General features: G+C 66.6%; 13 protein-coding genes and 1 pseudogene. 12 read left to right on the top strand and 2 right to left on the bottom strand.

The window, feature by feature from the left end; all coding sequences use genetic code 11:
* The 11 genes from Q0D45_RS08070 to ggt all read left to right on the top strand — a co-directional run.
* Positions 1-386, top strand: a 386-nt coding sequence (locus Q0D45_RS08070; protein WP_293391018.1) for a hypothetical protein, incomplete at its 5' end; no start/stop codon positions are given.
* Positions 387-488: 102 nt separating this feature from the next.
* Positions 489-1,100, top strand: coding sequence for a nucleoside triphosphate pyrophosphatase (locus tag Q0D45_RS08065; RefSeq protein WP_293391015.1), 612 nt, complete (start codon positions 489-491; stop codon positions 1,098-1,100).
* A complete protein-coding gene (gene rng, locus Q0D45_RS08060) occupies positions 1,097-2,554 on the top strand; it encodes a ribonuclease G (protein ID WP_293391012.1) in 1,458 nt (485 codons plus the stop codon). Before Q0D45_RS08065 ends, rng begins: the two co-directional genes overlap by 4 nt.
* 121 nt (positions 2,555-2,675) lie before the next feature.
* A complete protein-coding gene (locus Q0D45_RS08055) occupies positions 2,676-6,578 on the top strand; it encodes a YhdP family protein (protein WP_293391009.1) in 3,903 nt (1,300 codons plus the stop codon).
* On the top strand, positions 6,571-7,431 hold the full coding sequence (locus tag Q0D45_RS08050; RefSeq protein WP_293391006.1) for a carbon-nitrogen hydrolase family protein: 861 nt from the start codon (positions 6,571-6,573) through the stop codon (positions 7,429-7,431). The genes Q0D45_RS08055 and Q0D45_RS08050 overlap by 8 nt, the downstream gene beginning before the upstream one ends.
* Before the next feature lie 81 nt (positions 7,432-7,512).
* Complete coding sequence (gene tldD / locus Q0D45_RS08045) at positions 7,513-8,955, top strand: metalloprotease TldD (RefSeq protein WP_293391003.1); 1,443 nt, start codon at positions 7,513-7,515, stop codon at positions 8,953-8,955.
* A 4-nt stretch (positions 8,956-8,959) separates the two neighbouring features.
* Complete coding sequence (locus Q0D45_RS08040; protein WP_293391000.1) at positions 8,960-9,289, top strand: hypothetical protein; 330 nt, start codon at positions 8,960-8,962, stop codon at positions 9,287-9,289.
* A gap of 33 nt (positions 9,290-9,322) precedes the next feature.
* On the top strand, positions 9,323-9,898 hold the full coding sequence (gene rsmD / locus Q0D45_RS08035) for a 16S rRNA (guanine(966)-N(2))-methyltransferase RsmD (protein ID WP_293390997.1): 576 nt from the start codon (positions 9,323-9,325) through the stop codon (positions 9,896-9,898).
* On the top strand, positions 9,895-10,386 hold the full coding sequence (gene coaD, locus Q0D45_RS08030; protein ID WP_293390994.1) for a pantetheine-phosphate adenylyltransferase: 492 nt from the start codon (positions 9,895-9,897) through the stop codon (positions 10,384-10,386). The genes rsmD and coaD overlap by 4 nt, the downstream gene beginning before the upstream one ends.
* Before the next feature lie 18 nt (positions 10,387-10,404).
* On the top strand, positions 10,405-10,659 hold the full coding sequence (locus Q0D45_RS08025) for a YfhL family 4Fe-4S dicluster ferredoxin (RefSeq protein ID WP_293390992.1): 255 nt from the start codon (positions 10,405-10,407) through the stop codon (positions 10,657-10,659).
* A gap of 30 nt (positions 10,660-10,689) precedes the next feature.
* Positions 10,690-12,417 carry a gamma-glutamyltransferase gene (gene ggt, locus Q0D45_RS08020; protein ID WP_293390989.1) on the top strand — a complete coding sequence of 576 codons (1,728 nt, stop codon included), beginning with the start codon at positions 10,690-10,692 and terminating at the stop codon, positions 12,415-12,417.
* 115 nt (positions 12,418-12,532) lie between these two features.
* On the opposite strand, the gene Q0D45_RS08015 is transcribed toward ggt, so the two are convergent.
* Both Q0D45_RS08015 and xth read right to left on the bottom strand, forming a co-directional pair.
* Positions 12,533-13,516, bottom strand: a complete 984-nt coding sequence (locus Q0D45_RS08015) for a hypothetical protein (RefSeq protein ID WP_293390986.1) — start codon at positions 13,514-13,516, stop codon at positions 12,533-12,535.
* Between the two features lie 164 nt (positions 13,517-13,680).
* The gene (gene xth, locus Q0D45_RS08010) at positions 13,681-14,475 is read right to left on the bottom strand and encodes an exodeoxyribonuclease III (protein ID WP_293390983.1); all 795 of its coding nucleotides are present in this window, start codon (positions 14,473-14,475) and stop codon (positions 13,681-13,683) included.
* A gap of 80 nt (positions 14,476-14,555) precedes the next feature.
* On the opposite strand from xth, the pseudogene Q0D45_RS08005 reads away from it, so the two are divergent.
* Positions 14,556-14,867: pseudogene (locus Q0D45_RS08005) on the top strand (D-hexose-6-phosphate mutarotase); the annotation flags it as partial.

Here is a 14,867-nt window from a genome sequence, read left to right as displayed (position 1 = left end):
GGCAGAAATCGGCGGCCCAGGTCGAAGTCGAAACCCGGACCCAGCGCGAGCGCGAACAGGCGCTCGCCTACGATCATTACCTGCTGCAGTCCTACACCAGCGTGGCCGACATCGAACGGACCCGGGACGAACGCATCGGCGCGCTCGACGGTCGTCTGGTACTGGCTGAGAAGGCGCTCGGCGATACCGAAGCCACGCTCACCGACCTGAACCGAAGAGTCGCCGCCGAACCGAAGCTGCGTCCCAGGATCGACGAGTTCAACGCCGCGAAGATCGATCATACCGGTGCGATGAAACGCATCCGCAGTGAGCGCGAAAAGATCAGCACGGACTTCACGCGCGACATCCAGCGTTATCGCGAACTGCGGCCGGCAAAGGCCAACTGAGCGCGCCGCCGGGCCTCTCGCGGCCCGATTCACAGCCGAAGCGGGAATCGCCGACAATGCCGGGAACCTTGATCATTCCCCCATTTAGCTCCCTTGCCGTCGATGTCGGTCCAGCTCTACCTCGCATCGCGTTCACCCCGTCGCGCCGAATTCCTCGCCGCGCTTGGCGTAAGCCATGCCGTGATCGCCGCCGATGTGCCGGAGCAGCCGAAGCCCGGCCAGTCGCCGCTAGCCTACGCACTGGAGACCGCGACGGCCAAAGCCCGCGCCGGTGCCGCCCACGCGCGCTTGCCGATTCCGGTGCTCGGTGCCGATACCGATGTCGCGATCGACGGCGTGATCCTCGGCAAGCCGCGCGATGCCGATGACGCCGTGGCGATGCTGATGCGCCTCGCCGGGCGCAGCCACCAAGTGGTCAGCGCGGTGGCCGTTGTCGCTGGCGAAAGGCTGGAAACGATCTGGACCATTACGGAAGTGGTGTTCGGTGCCATCGCTGCAGCCGATGCCCGCGCTTACGCCGCCAGCGGCGAGCCGCTCGACAAGGCTGGCGCCTACGGCATTCAGGGCCATGCCGCGCGCTGGGTGCGCAGGATCGAAGGCAGCTATACCGGCGTCGTCGGCCTGCCGCTGTACGAGACGGCGGAATTGCTGGGCCGCTTCGGTGTCGGAACCGGGCTACCTCGCGCCTTACCGATATCGCCTCGTTCGCAATGAGCACCGAAATCCTCGTCAACATCGGCCCGCAGGAAACCCGCGTGGCTCTGGTCGAAGGCGGCGCGACGCAGGAGATTTACGTACAGCGCGCCGCGCGCCACGGCCTGGTCGGCAACATCTACAAGGGCGTCGTGGTGCGGGTGCTGCCGGGCATGCAGGCTGCGTTCGTCGACCTCGGGCTCGACCGCACCGCCTTCCTGCACGTCGCCGACATGATCGCCAGCGAAGCGCACGCCGGGCCGTTGCCGCCGGTCGAGAAGCTGCTCCATGAAGGTCAGGAAGTGCTGGTGCAGATCCTCAAGGATCCGATGGGCACCAAGGGCGCGCGGCTGACCACCTTACTGTCGATCCCGTCGCGCTATCTGGTGCTGATGCCGTTCGAGAAGCATGTCGGCGTGTCGGCCCGCATCGAGGACGAAAGCGAGCGTTCGCGGCTCAAGGGGCTGCTCGAAAAGCTGGTGCCGGAGCTGTCGCCGAACTGGGGCGTGATCGCCCGCACCGCGGCGGAAGGTGCGGACGAAGACGGTCTGCGTCAGGACCTGAGCTTCCTGACCCGGCTGTGGGCCAGCGTCAATCAGCAGACCCAGTTCGCCAAGCCCGGCCATCTGGTGCACGGCGATCTGCCGCTGTCGATGCGCATTCTGCGTGATCTGCTCGGCACCGCGGTCGAGCGCATCCGCATCGATTCCGCCGAGGAAGCGCGCCGCGTGCAGCAGTTCGCCAAGGTGTTCGTGCCATCGGCGGCGTCGAAGATCGAGGCCTACAGCGGCCATGCGCCGATCTTCGATCTGTATGGCGTCGAGGACGAACTGAATCGCGCGCTCGATCGCAAGGTCGATCTGAAATCCGGCGGTCATCTGATCATCGATCAGACCGAAGCGATGACCACCATCGACGTCAACACCGGCGCCTTCACCGGTCATCGCAATCTTGAGGAAACCATCCTCAAGACCAATCTCGAAGCGGCCGGCTCGATTGCCCGCCAGCTGCGCCTGCGCAACCTCGGCGGCATCATCATCATCGATTTCATCGACATGAAAGCCGAGGAGCATCGCGCCCAGGTGCTGCGCACCCTGGAAAAGGAAATCGCCCACGATTCGGCGCGCACCCACGTCTATCCGTTCTCGCCGCTGGGCCTGGTCGAGATGACTCGCAAGCGCACCCGCGAAAGCCTCGGCCACATTCTTTGCGAGCCTTGTGCGGTCTGCGATGGCCGTGGCGTGGTGAAGACGGTGGAAACCATCTGCCACGAGATCGCCCGCGAAGTGCAGCGCGCCGCGCGCCTCTACGAGCCGAAAGCCTTCCTGGTGCTGGCCCATCCGAAAGTCATCGAGCGCCTGCAGGAAGAGCAGAGCGGCGGCCTGGCCGAGCTTGAAGCGAGCCTGAAGCGGCCGATCAAGCTGCAGGCCGAGTCGCATTACTCGCAGGAGACGTTCGACGTGGTGCCGGTGTGAGGTGCAGCAGTGGTCAGTGGTCAGTGGTCACTGGTCGGAACAGCAGCAAGGGCAAGGTCCGGCTTTTATTTTCTGGCCACTGGTCACTAGCCACTGACCACTCGTTGAGCGAAAGCGAAGCGTGAAGCTCGTCGCCAAGCGTTGGTGGACGCGGCTGATCACCGTGCTGGCGGTGCTGCTGATCACGGTTGCGACGATCAGCCTCGGCTTTCGCCTGCTGATCGATGCGGTGCCCGGCTATCGCGGCGATGTCGAGCGTTTCGTCACCGCCAGCGTCGGCCATCCCACCCGGATCGGCACCATGGCGCTGACCTGGCGAGGCTTGAGCCCGACCCTGGAACTGCGCGATCTGGCGCTGCTCGATGACAGCGGCGCTGCGTTGCTCAAGGCGCCCAAGCTTCGGCTGGGCCTCAGCCTCGGCCGCCTGATTGCCGGCCCACGAGTACCGGATCGCATCGAGGCTGAAGGTCTGCAACTGGTCGCCCATGCCGATGCCGACGGCCATCTGACGCTCGACGGCGTCACCTTGAAAGACACGGGCAATCACGCGCTGGTCGATGACCTTGCGCGCTATACCGAACTGCGCCTGCGCAACTGCAGCCTGCGTTTGCTCGATGTGCGATTGGCGGATGCCGCGCCGCTCGATTTCGTGCTCGATGAAGCGCAACTACGCCACGGCAATTCCGGCTACGCGCTCAACGCCGTGCTGCGTCCGCCGGCCGAGCTGGCCCGGCGCGCCCGGCTGACGGCCCTGATCACCGGCGACCCCGGCCAGCTCGATACGCTCGCCGGCGACTGGACCTTGAAGGTCGAGGATGTTGCCGGCTGGCCCTGGCTCAAGCCGGCGCTGAAGCCCGGCGTGCAGATCGCGCTTGATGACGCCCAGCTGAGTGCCGAGGGTCGGATCGAGGCCGGCAAGCTCGGCGTGATGCAATTCATCGCGCAGGCGCGCGAAGTCATCGCGCGGACTGAAGATGCGCCGCTGGCGCGAATCGCCGCCATCGATGTCGATGCTCGCGTCGAACCTGTTCCCGACGGCTGGCGCCTGAGCCTGTCGAAAGCCGATCTGAGCGGCACGCGCGGGCCGTGGTCGCTGGCCGGGCTGGAAGCGGTGCAGGCCGCCGATGGCAGCAAGACGCTGAAGCTGCCGCTGCTGCGTCTCGATGACATCGCTCCATGGCTGACGGCCTGGCGTGAGCTGCCGGAGACCATGGCGCGGCTGCGTGATGCCGAAGGCGATCTGCAGGCGCTGAGCGTGACCCTGGGCCCGCGGCTCGAGGATCAGCCGGGCGCGCTGGCCGTGCAGGCAAAGCTGGTCGGCGTCGGCCTGATCAGCCGTGCCGAGCAGGACGGCGTTTCCGGCATCGCCGGTGATCTGGTCGTGACGCGCGACAGTGGCGAGATCCGCCTCGCCGGAACTGCCGTCGCCGTACATCTGCCGCGGGCCTTCGATCAATCGCTGCCGCTCGATGCCTTGCGCGGTGAGCTGCACTGGCAACGCAGCGGCGAGGACTGGCTGCTGTCGGCGCCGGCGGTCGATCTGGTGCTCGGCAGCGCCGAGGTCAAGGGCAGCGTCGCGCTGAATCTGCATGCCGACCGGGTGCCGGATCTGAAGTTGCGGCTGGATGTGAAAGCCGACGACGTCACCGCGCTGAAGCCCTGGATGCCGAAGAACTGGAGCGAGCACAACCGCGAATGGCTGGACCGGGCGGTGCGCGAAGCGAAGGTCACCTCCGGCGAATTGCTGATCGACGCGCCGCTGACGCCGCGCGATGCCGACAACCATCCGACCCTGCGCTGGGAACTCAAGGTCAAGGTGCGCGATGGCGTGTTGGCGTTTGCGCCGGACTGGCCAGCGGCAGTAGCGATGGCGGCCGATCTGCACTTCCATGATGGCGGCCTGGATATCGATGCCAGCGAAGGGCGGATCAGCGATCTGACCGTGACTCGTCTGCACGCCGAAATCGCCGATTTCTTCGTGCCGGCGCTGGTGCTCGATGGGGCCTTCGAGGGTGATGCCGCGAATCTGTACCGGCTGCTGCGCGACTCGCCGCTGAAGACCCGCGTCTCCGGTCTGCTGACCCGCACCGAGGCCAGCGGCCCGGCCTCAGCGACCTTGGCACTGCGGATGCCGCTGAACATTCCGCAGCCGCCGATCGATGCCAGCGGCGTGCTCAGCCTGCACGATGCCGAACTGCTCGTGCACGGCCTGCAGGAGCCCTTGCGCGGCCTCAACGGCGAGCTGGACTACGGCAAGTCGATCAGCGCCGAACGGCTCGCCGCCCGGCTCTACGACACCGACGTTGTGGCCCAGATCAGCGCTGTCGACGCTCAGCCCTTGCTGACCGCCGCCTTCGAGCTTGAACCGGGCCGCGGCGACGGTCTGTCCGGTACTTTCATTCCGGTCTGGCTGCGCAACGGCCTGAGCGGCAGCACGACGATGACCGTGCGACTGCCGCTCGGCGGGCCGGACAACGGTCATCTGTCGCTGGCCACCGATCTGCAGGGCGTGACGTCCAGCCTGCCGACGCCGCTGACCAAGAGCGCTGGTTCGGCCTTGCCGGTGGCGATCGATCTGAGCGGTGACAACGGCGCGACCCGGATCGGCATCCGGATCGCCGATGAACTGCATGCCGGCCTGCGCTTCGTCGAGGCCAGCTCCAACAATGGTGCCGACAGCGGCGGTGCGACCCGGCCGCATGGCATCGAGGTGCGGCTCGGTAGCGATCCGGCGATGCCGCGTGCCGACGCTGAAGGCCTGGTCATCAGCGGCGCGCCGGACTACTTCGATCTTGGCGCCTGGCTCGCCTTGCTCGGTGCCCCCGAGAGCGGTTTCGGCCAAGCCTCGGCGAACGGCAGCAGCGGCCCGCGCTTCCTGAGTGCCGATATCGCTGCAAAACAGCTGAGCCTGCGCCGCCTGCAGCTCGGTGCCACGCGGCTGCTCGCGCTGCCGGATGGCGATGGCGTGGTCGTGCGCACCACCGGTGCTGCGGTTGGCGAAGTGCGCTGGCAACCGGCCGACGGCGGCAGCGTTGTCGGCCGGCTGGAAGCCTTGGCGCTGGAACCGTTCCCGCCGTTGCCGCCGACCGTGCCGGGCGCCGTGCCGCCGGACTCGCCGTTCAATCCAACCCGCGCGCCGATGTTCGATCTCGACATCCAGCGTCTGAGCCTCGGTGAGGTCGATCTCGGCCATCTGAATCTGGTTACCGCGAGGGTCGACGACGGCCAGCGAATCGAGCGCCTGAGCTTGGCTGGTGGCCGGCTGGAGGCCAAGGTCGGCGGCTTCTGGCTGCGCCGCGCGCTCGATGGCGTCGACGGTTCCAGCGCCGATCTGAACTTCGATCTGCATTCGAATGACATCGGCGATGTGCTACGCGTGTTCGGCTACACGCCGAATCTGGTCGCCGAAACCAGCCACTTCAGCGGCGCGGTGATCTGGCCCCGGGTGCCGGCCGGGCTGGAGCTGTCGCAGGCCACAGGGACCATCGATATCGACGTCCATCGCGGTTCGCTGAAAGCAGTGGAGCCGGGCGCCGGCCGGGTGCTCGGCCTGGTCAACCTGTATGCGCTGCCGCGACGGCTGCTGTTCGATTTTCGCGATGTGGTCGCCGATGGCCTCGGCTTCGACAAGCTGAAAGGCAGCTTCAAGCTCGCGGACGGTGACGCGGTGACCGACAATCTGAACATCGACGGCCCGTCACTGAAAGTGGAGATGCGCGGCCGCATCGGCCTGGCCGCCCGCGACTACGACCAGAAGGTCACCGTGTTCCCGGACATCTCCACCGGCGTCACCGTCGGCGCAACCCTGCTCGGCGGGCCGATTGCCGGCGGCATCCTGCTGGTCGCCCAGCAGTTGTTCGACAAACCGTTCAACCAGATCGGCAGGTTCAGTTACCGTGTCACCGGCAGCTGGGACGATCCCACCGTGCTGAAAGCCGGCGAAGCGCCCGCTGCCCCGCCCAGCGCTGTCCCTGCCTCTGCCCCCGCCCCAACCACGACGCCTGCCGATGCCCGCAATGGCTGAGCCCACGCCCGATTCGCCGCCGATCCTGCCGATGATTTCGGCGATCCAGATGAACTCCACGCCGGTGGTTGCCGACAATCTGGCGACTGCTGCGCGCCTGCTTGCCGAAGCAGCCGAGGCCGGCGCGGTGCTGGCGGCGCTGCCCGAGAACTTCTCGATCATGGGTGCCAAGGAGACCGACAAGCTGGCCCACGCCGAAGCTTTCGGGCGCGGGCCGATCCAGGACTGGCTGGCCGAAACCGCGCAGCGGCTGGGCCTGTGGATCGTCGCCGGCACCGTGCCGGTCGCCGTCGATGGCGATCCCGGCAGAGTCTGGGCCGCGAGCCTGGTGTTCGATGCCGGCGGTGTACAGCGCGCGCGCTACGACAAGATCCATCTGTTCGATGTCGACGTGCCGAGTGCCAGCGGCGAGCGTTATCGCGAATCGCGGACCATCGCCCACGGCGATCCGGCCGGTTTCGCAGTCGTCGAGACGCCGGCCGGCAAGCTGGGCCTGTCGGTCTGCTACGACCTGCGCTTCCCCGAGCTGTATCGCGAACTGGCTGCGCGTGGCGCTGAAATCCTGTGCGTGCCGGCGGCGTTCACCGCCAAGACCGGGCTGGCGCACTGGGAAATCCTGCTGCGGGCGCGGGCCATCGAGAATCAGGTCTATGTGCTGGCGCCGGGAGAAACCGGCACCCATTCCGGTGGCCGCCAGACCTGGGGACATTCGATGATCGTCGGCCCCTGGGGCGAGGTGCTGGCCTGCTTGCCGGAAGGCGAGGGCGTTGCCACCGCCAGCGTCGATGTGCCGGCGCTGCATCGTTTGCGCGCCGGATTTCCGAATCTTTCCCAGCGACGGATTGGCGTCTGAGCCCTTGCTGACTGCGCCTCCGGGCTTGCATCTGGCGCGATCCCCCGCATCCTTCTCCCATTCCTTTCCCGAACGCTGCCGATGACCACCGCTCTCACGCTTGCCCGCGCCACCTTGCTGGAACCCGCTGCCCTCGATGAAGGCGCGATCCAGCGCGTGCTGTCCGGCTTGATGAAACCAGGCATCGACGCGGCCGATCTGTACTTCCAGAACTCGGTGTCGGAGTCCTGGTTCTTTGAGGACGGCATCGTCAAGTCCGGTTCCAACCACACCGAGCAGGGCGTCGGCGTGCGCGCGATCAGCGGCGAGAAGACCGGCTTCGCGTATTCCGATGAGCTGTCGCTGCCGGCGCTGGTCGATGCGTCTGGTGCGGCGACGGCGATCGTCCGCACGGGCCAGAGCAATACGCTCGGTGTGCTGGTGCAGCCGAATCGGCAGGCCTTGTATCCGGCCGAAAGCCCGCTCGACAGCTGGCCGACCGAGAAGAAGCTGGAGCTGCTGAAGCGCGCCGATGCTGCCGCGCGGGCGATCGATCCGCGCATCACCCAGGTGATGGTGTCGCTGGCGGCGACGCACGACATCGTTATGGTCGCGGCTGCCGACGGCACGCTGGCGGCGGACATCCGGCCGCTGGTGCGGATGAATGTCACCGTGATCGCCGAATCGAACGGCCGTCGCGAGCAGGCCGGCAGCGGCGGCGGCGGTCGCGGTGCCTATGGCGATTTCTTCGCTGGCGACGCCGCCGAACGCCATGCCGCCGAAGCCGTGCGCCAGGCGCTGATGCTGCTCGAAGCGGTGCCGGCGCCGGCCGGCGCGATGACCGTGGTGCTGGGCCCCGGCTGGCCCGGCATCCTGCTCCACGAAGCGGTGGGCCACGGCCTGGAAGGCGATTTCAATCGCAAGGGCACCTCGGCGTATTCGGGCCGCATCGGCCAGAAGGTGGCCAGCCCGCTGTGCACGATCGTCGACGACGGCACGCTGCCAGGCCGGCGCGGTTCGCTGACCCTCGACGACGAAGGCACGCCGACGCAGTGCACGACCCTGATCGAGAACGGCATCCTGCGCGGCTACATCCAGGACAAGATGAACGCCCGGCTGATGGGCATGGCGCCGACCGGCAACGGCCGCCGCGAATCGTTCTCGCATCTGCCGATGCCGCGGATGACCAACACCTACATGCTGCCCGGCCAGAGCGATCCGGCCGAGATCATCGCGTCGGTCAAGAAGGGCCTGTACGCAGTCAACTTCGCCGGCGGCCAGGTCGACATCACCAACGGCAACTTCAGCTTCTCGGCCAGCGAGGCCTACCTGATCGAAGACGGCAAGATCACCCGCCCGGTGAAGGGCGCGACCCTGATCGGCAACGGTCCGGAAGCGATGAGCCGGGTATCGATGGTCGGCAATGATCTGAAGCTCGACAGCGGCGTCGGCACCTGCGGCAAGGATGGTCAGAGCGTGCCGGTGGGCGTGGGCCAGCCGACCTTGCGTCTCGACAACATGACCGTCGGCGGCACCCAGGCCTGAAACGATGAAAGCAATCCCGACTTCGTCTCCGGCGCTGGGCAAGCGCGCCATGCGTCCTGGTGTCGATGACTCCGGCACCGTCGTTCGGCTGACCCAGCTCGGCGTCGTCCAGGTGATCCGCCTGCCGAAGGACCTGCGTTTCGACTGCGAGTCCGTGCGCCTGATCCGCGATGGCGACCGCCTGATCATCGAACCGCTGGGCAAGTCTGCGGCCGTGCCGCCGCCCCTGCCTGGACGTGAACCGCCAGCCGCGTCCGGGCCGCGACCGCGGCGCAAGGCGCCGGACGGTGATCTGCATACGCCGTCGCCGATCGGTCCCAAGTTCGGCCGCTGAAGCCACTCCCTTTCCTTCGTTCCCCCTTATCCCATGAGAAGACCCCTCGGCCGCCTGCGCATCATCGGCGGCGAATTCCGCAGCCGCCTGATCGATTTCGATGCTGACGCCGGTGTGCGTCCAACGCCGGATCGCGTGCGCCAGACCGTGTTCGACTGGCTGAGCCCGATCATCGAAGGCAGCACCGTGCTCGATCTGTTCGCCGGCAGCGGCGCACTCGGGCTGGAAGCGATCTCGCGCGGCGCGTCGCACGCCAGCTTCGCCGAGACCGGCGGAGCCCAGGCCGAAGCGATCCGCACGGCGGTCGCCAAGCTGAAGGTCGTCGACCGTTGCGAGGTGATCCGCGGCGACGGCATTGCCTTCCTGCGCTCGACACCGCGGCGCTTCGATCTGGTGTTCGTCGATCCGCCGTACGACAGCACCTTGCTGGCGTCGACGCTCGGCAGCCTGCCGAAAGTGTTGAAGGAACTGAACCGCCTGTACCTCGAATGGCCGAAGGGCCAGCCGCCGGTGCTGCCGGCCGGTTACACGATGCTCAAGGAAAAGACCGCGGGGCAGGTAAGCTACGGCCTGTTCACTTACGCGCCACCGGGAGAGCCGCAACCGTGAGCGTCATCGCCGCCTACTCAGGCACCTTCGACCCGATCACCCTGGGTCACAACGACATCATCCATCGCGCTTCGCGAATGTTCCCGAAGCTGATCGTCGCAGTCGGCTCGAACATCGCCAAGAACCCCAAGTTCACGCTCGAGGAACGCTGCGATCTGATCCGCGCCTCGGTCACCGATCTGGTCAATGTCGAAGTCGTCGGTTTCAACGGCCTGGTCGTCGACTTCGCGAAGGAGCATGGCGTGACCGTGCTGGTCCGTGGCGTGCGCAATGTCGGCGATGTCGAATACGAGAAGCAGATGGCGGTGATGAACCGCGATCTCTATCCGACGCTCGATACCGTGCTGCTGGCACCATCGCCGGAATATGCGCATCTGTCGTCGAGCCTGGTCCGCGAACTGACGGGGCTCGGCGCGCCAGTCAAGAAGCTGGTGCCGAAAGCGGTGATCCCGTCGCTGCTCGCCCGTTTCGGCCGCAAGACTCGTTAGGGCTCGTATCATCGGCCCATGGCGCTGACGATCACCGACGAATGCATCAATTGCGATGTCTGCGAACCGGCCTGCCCTAATCAGGCGATTTTCCAGGGGCCGGAAATCTACGAGATCGCGCCTGAACGCTGCACCGAGTGCGTCGGTCATTTCGATGAACCGCAATGCCGCTCCGTCTGTCCGGTGGACTGCATTCCGCTCGACCTGCTGCATGTCGAAAGCCCCGAACAGCTGCTGGCCAAATACCGGCTGCTGACTGCCGCCAAGCTCTGAGCGCGGTCTGGTCTCAACAGGAAACTCCGCGTGACTTCCATCGTCTTTCGCCACCGCTTCGACGGCCTAGCCGCCGCCAGAATTTTTCTGCTGTCGCTGGCCCTGCTGCTGTCGGCCAGCTTTGCAGTCAGTGCTGCCGACAAGCCGCCCGGCAATGCCGTGGCCAGTGCCCATCCGCTGGCGACCAAGGCCGGGCTCGATATTCTCGCCGCCGGTGGCAACGCCTTCGATGCCGCCGTCGCGATCACGGCAGCGATTGCCGTCGTCGAGCCCACTGGTTCCGGCATCGGCGGCGGCGGTTTCTGGCTGCTGCATCGCGCGTCGGATCGTTTCGAGACCATGGTCGATGGCCGCGAAGTCGCGCCGTTCGCCGCCACGCCGACGATGTACCAGGACGCCAGCGGCAAGGCGATCGACAAGGCTTCGCGCGATGGCCCGCTGTCGGCGGGGATTCCCGGCGAACCGGCCGCGCTGGTCTATCTGGCCAAGAAGTACGGCAAGCTGCCACTGGAAAAATCGCTGGCGCCGGCAATTGCCTTGGCGAAGGACGGCTTCGCGGTCGACGCCAAGCTGGTCAAGGCGATCGAGCAGAACCAGACTCGTTTCTCGCCAGCCGCGCGCGCGGTGTTCATGCCCGGCGGCAAGCTGCCGACGGTTGGCCAGAAGCTGCGTCAGACCGATCTCGCGGCAGTGATCAAGCGGCTCGCCGACAAGGGTTTGCCGGGCTTCTACGACGGTGAAACGGCGAAGCAGTTGCTTGCTGGCGTCAGCGAAGCTGGCGGCATCTGGAGCGCCGATGACCTGCATCGCTACACGGTCGTCGAGCGTTCGCCGATGGTCACCTGGTTCCGCGATTACCGGCTGGTCTCCGCACCGCCGCCGTCGGCCGGGGGGCTGGCGCTGATCGAAACCCTGCAGCAGCTCGAAGCGATCGGCTGGTCGGATGTCGGCGACGGCGTTGGCAAGCATTTGGTCGTCGAAGCGCTGCGCCGCGCCTATCGCGACCGCGCCGCCTGGCTCGGCGATCCCGATTTCGTCCGCATTCCGCTGGCTCGGCTGGCTTCGCGCAGCTATGCGCTGGAACTGGCAAAAGGCATCGTCCGCGACAAGGCGACGCCATCGGCGAGCCTGCCACCGGCGCCGCTCGGGGCGCCCGGCGGCACCAATACCTCGCATTTTTCGGTGATCGATGCCGAGGGCAACCGCGTCGCCGCAACGATGTCGATCAACCTGTCGTTCGGCTCGGCCTACATGGCGCCGGGCACCGGGATTCTGCTGAACGACGAGATGGATGACTTCGCGGCGTCGACCACCGCCAGCAATGCCTATGGCCTGATCGGCTCGGAAGCGAATCTGGTGGCACCGCGCAAGCGGCCGCTGTCGACCATGTCGCCGACCTTCGTCGAAGGCCCGAATGGCGTGCTGGTGCTCGGCACGCCGGGCGGCAGCCGGATAGCGACGATGGTGCTGCTCGGGGTGCTGAACTTCGTCAACGGCGCCGACGTGAAAACCATCGTCGCCGCGCCGCGCTACCACCATCAATACCTGCCGGATGTCGTGCAGTACGAACCCGGCGCCTTCAGCCCGGAAGAAGTCAGCCGCCTGACCGCGATGGGCCACGAACTGAAACTGCTCGACAGCCCCTACGGCAATCTCCAGGCGGTGCTCTGGCGTCCGGCCAGCGATACGCTGGAAGCGGCCGCCGATCCGCGCGGTGTCGGCAGCGGCGAAGTGCGGCTGCTGAAGCGGCGCGACTAGCGACCCGATCACCAACGACGACAGCGACGCGATCCACGTGTCGCTGGCGAGCACAAAAAAAGCGGCGCCCCGAGTGATCAGGGCGCCGCTTTTCGTTGAGGCCTGATGGCGGGGTTCAGGCGGCCATCTGCTCGCGCAGACCGAGCTTGCGGCGCATGCAGGCGGCGTCGATGGCACGCGGTCTCAGGCTCAGATCGTCGAAGTGTCCGCGACGGATCGCGTGGCCGATGCGCCGCAGGTTGTCGTCGATGCAGTCCCGGTACGGATTGCGACCGCCGTAACGGCCTTCGAAATGGGTGCCGAGATGGCGATGGATGCCGCCGAAATAGCCGTCGAGCCGGTCCTGCCACAGCCGCGCATTGAACTCGGGCGTGCCGCGCATCAGGCTGTCGCGGTCGGCGTAAAGCGGTTCGGGGCCGCCTGCCTGGCGCGGGCCGGCAAGCCCGGCGACTTCGAATTCCGGATAGAGGAAATCCCGGCATTTCTCGAGATAGCAACGGTCGGCGGTCTGCACCAGCAGATCGGCACTGGCGATCATGAAGCCGAGGCTGCGATCGCGCGGATCGCGTACTTCGATGTCGTCGAGCGCCATCTCGTAGCCGGTGAAATGGACAATGCGGCCGGCGAGCAGCGCTTCCTGTTCGAAGCCGAAACTAGGCAGGAACCGCTGCAGGAATTCGGCGCTGCGCTGGACGTGGCTCAGCGTATAGGCCGCGCCATTGCTGGCGCGATCGTCACGGCGGCGGACATAGCCCGAGTCATGGAACAGGGCAATCAACACGCCGAGCAGTGCGCGCCGCGGGCCGATGCGCTCGGCGGCCGGCATGCCGCGCTCATGGCCGTCGATCAGCCGCGCGGTGCCCAGCGCGCAATCGAGGCTGTGCTGGGCATCGTGATAGAGCGTGTCGGCGGCGGCATAGCCGGGCAGGGTGCCGGCATGCAGGCGCGTGAAAGTCAGGAATGCAGCATCGAGCACGCCGTCATCAAGCCGCGGATCATGCGCGACCAGCAGCCGCGAGACTTCGTCGCGCACATCATGCGGATCGGCAATGCAGATCTGGTTGGTAACGTCGTAATGATTACGCCGGCGCGATTCCATTGCGGGCTCGGTCTCTGGCTGATGTCGCTGGGGGCAGGAGGCGGACGCCTTCTGGACTGCGCGTAGCATGCAGCCCGGCGAAGGCTTTGCCATCGGCGACCTGTGAAGCAGGTCTCAAAGCAGCCGTCTTATCGACGGACAGCATGGACCCCGGGGATCAGCGGTCAGTTCCCCTGCAAGGTCGCGATGAACGGTGCGTGATCCGAGGGCCGCTCGTTGCGGCGCGGAATCAGATCGGCGACCGCCGCCGTACAGATCTGCGCCAGCGGTGCCGACAGCAGCAGGTGATCGATGCGCAGTCCCTGGTTGCGGCGGAAGCCGGCGGCGCGGTAATCCCACCAGGTGAACGAGTTCGGCGGCTGCTCGAACAAGGTGAACGCATCGACCAGGCCGAGCGCGAGCAGTGCCCGGAAGCCATCGCGTTCCGGCTCCGAGCACAGGATGTTGCCTTCCCAGGTGGCCGGGTCGTGGGTATCGGACGGGAATGGCGCGATGTTGTAGTCACCGCCGACGGCCAGCCGCGGATGCTGCCTCAGTTCGTCGGCGATGTAGTCGCGCAGCGCGGCGAGGAAACGCAGCTTGTAGGCGTACTTCTCGGAACCCAGCGCCTGGCCGTTGACCACGTAGGCGCAGATGTAGCGCAACGGGCCATCCGGCGTGTCGATGGTCGCGGCGATGACCCGGCGCTGCTCGTCGTCGAAGCCGGGAATGTCGCGGCTGACATCGCGCAGCGGATAGCGCGACAGGATCGCCACGCCGTTGTAGGTCTTCTGCCCGGCGTGCGCCCAGTGCCAGCCGGCGGCTTCGAGTTCGGCACCCGGAAACGCCTCGTCGGTCAGCTTGGTTTCCTGCAGGCCGATGATGTCGATCGGCGCCGTCTCGGCTTGAATCGCCAGCCAGGCCAGCAACTGCGGCAAGCGGACTTTCAGGCTGTTGACGTTCCAGGTGGCGATTTTCATGGCTGGGCTTGGTTGAGCAGATGGTGGCGGGGCAGACTAGCGGAGCGCTTGCAGCCTCGCCAGCAGACACACTCTTTCCCATGAACCATCCCGACACCAACGCCGCCATCCTGAATCTTGTCGCCGCCGATGGCGCGCGCATCAGCGTCCATCGCCATGGCGCGCACATCACCTCGTGGACGCCGGTCGACGGGCTTGAGCGCCTGTACCTCAGCGGCCTGACCGACTACCGGCCGACGGCCGCGATCCGTGGCGGCATTCCGGTGATCTTTCCGCAGTTCGCGGCGGAAGGCCCGTTGCCGAAGCACGGCTTCGCGCGGACCGCGCCCTGGTCATTCGTCGATGCCGGGCCGGTTGACGGCGGCGGCTTGTCGGTGCGCTTTCGGCTCGAA

It is taken from the genome of Nevskia sp. (assembly GCF_023266035.1).
In the GTDB taxonomy this organism is placed as follows: Bacteria; Pseudomonadota; Gammaproteobacteria; order Nevskiales; family Nevskiaceae; genus Nevskia.
Note: the sequence above shows the minus strand (reverse complement) of the source record. Positions and strands in the feature narration are given on the sequence as shown.

What these genes read in the sequence shown, in the direction of transcription:
- Q0D45_RS08040 (WP_293391000.1), top strand. Translation starts at nt 8,960, where the DNA reads ATGAAAGCAATCCCGACTTCGTCTCCGGCGCTGGGCAAGCGCGCCATG.
- Q0D45_RS08065 (WP_293391015.1), top strand. Translation starts at nt 489, where the DNA reads ATGTCGGTCCAGCTCTACCTCGCATCGCGTTCACCCCGTCGCGCCGAA.
- Q0D45_RS08015 (WP_293390986.1), bottom strand. Translation starts at nt 13,516, where the DNA reads ATGGAATCGCGCCGGCGTAATCATTACGACGTTACCAACCAGATCTGC.
- rsmD (WP_293390997.1), top strand. Translation starts at nt 9,323, where the DNA reads ATGAGAAGACCCCTCGGCCGCCTGCGCATCATCGGCGGCGAATTCCGC.
- tldD (WP_293391003.1), top strand. Translation starts at nt 7,513, where the DNA reads ATGACCACCGCTCTCACGCTTGCCCGCGCCACCTTGCTGGAACCCGCT.
- xth (WP_293390983.1), bottom strand. Translation starts at nt 14,475, where the DNA reads ATGAAAATCGCCACCTGGAACGTCAACAGCCTGAAAGTCCGCTTGCCG.
- Q0D45_RS08025 (WP_293390992.1), top strand. Translation starts at nt 10,405, where the DNA reads ATGGCGCTGACGATCACCGACGAATGCATCAATTGCGATGTCTGCGAA.
- Q0D45_RS08050 (WP_293391006.1), top strand. Translation starts at nt 6,571, where the DNA reads ATGGCTGAGCCCACGCCCGATTCGCCGCCGATCCTGCCGATGATTTCG.
- rng (WP_293391012.1), top strand. Translation starts at nt 1,097, where the DNA reads ATGAGCACCGAAATCCTCGTCAACATCGGCCCGCAGGAAACCCGCGTG.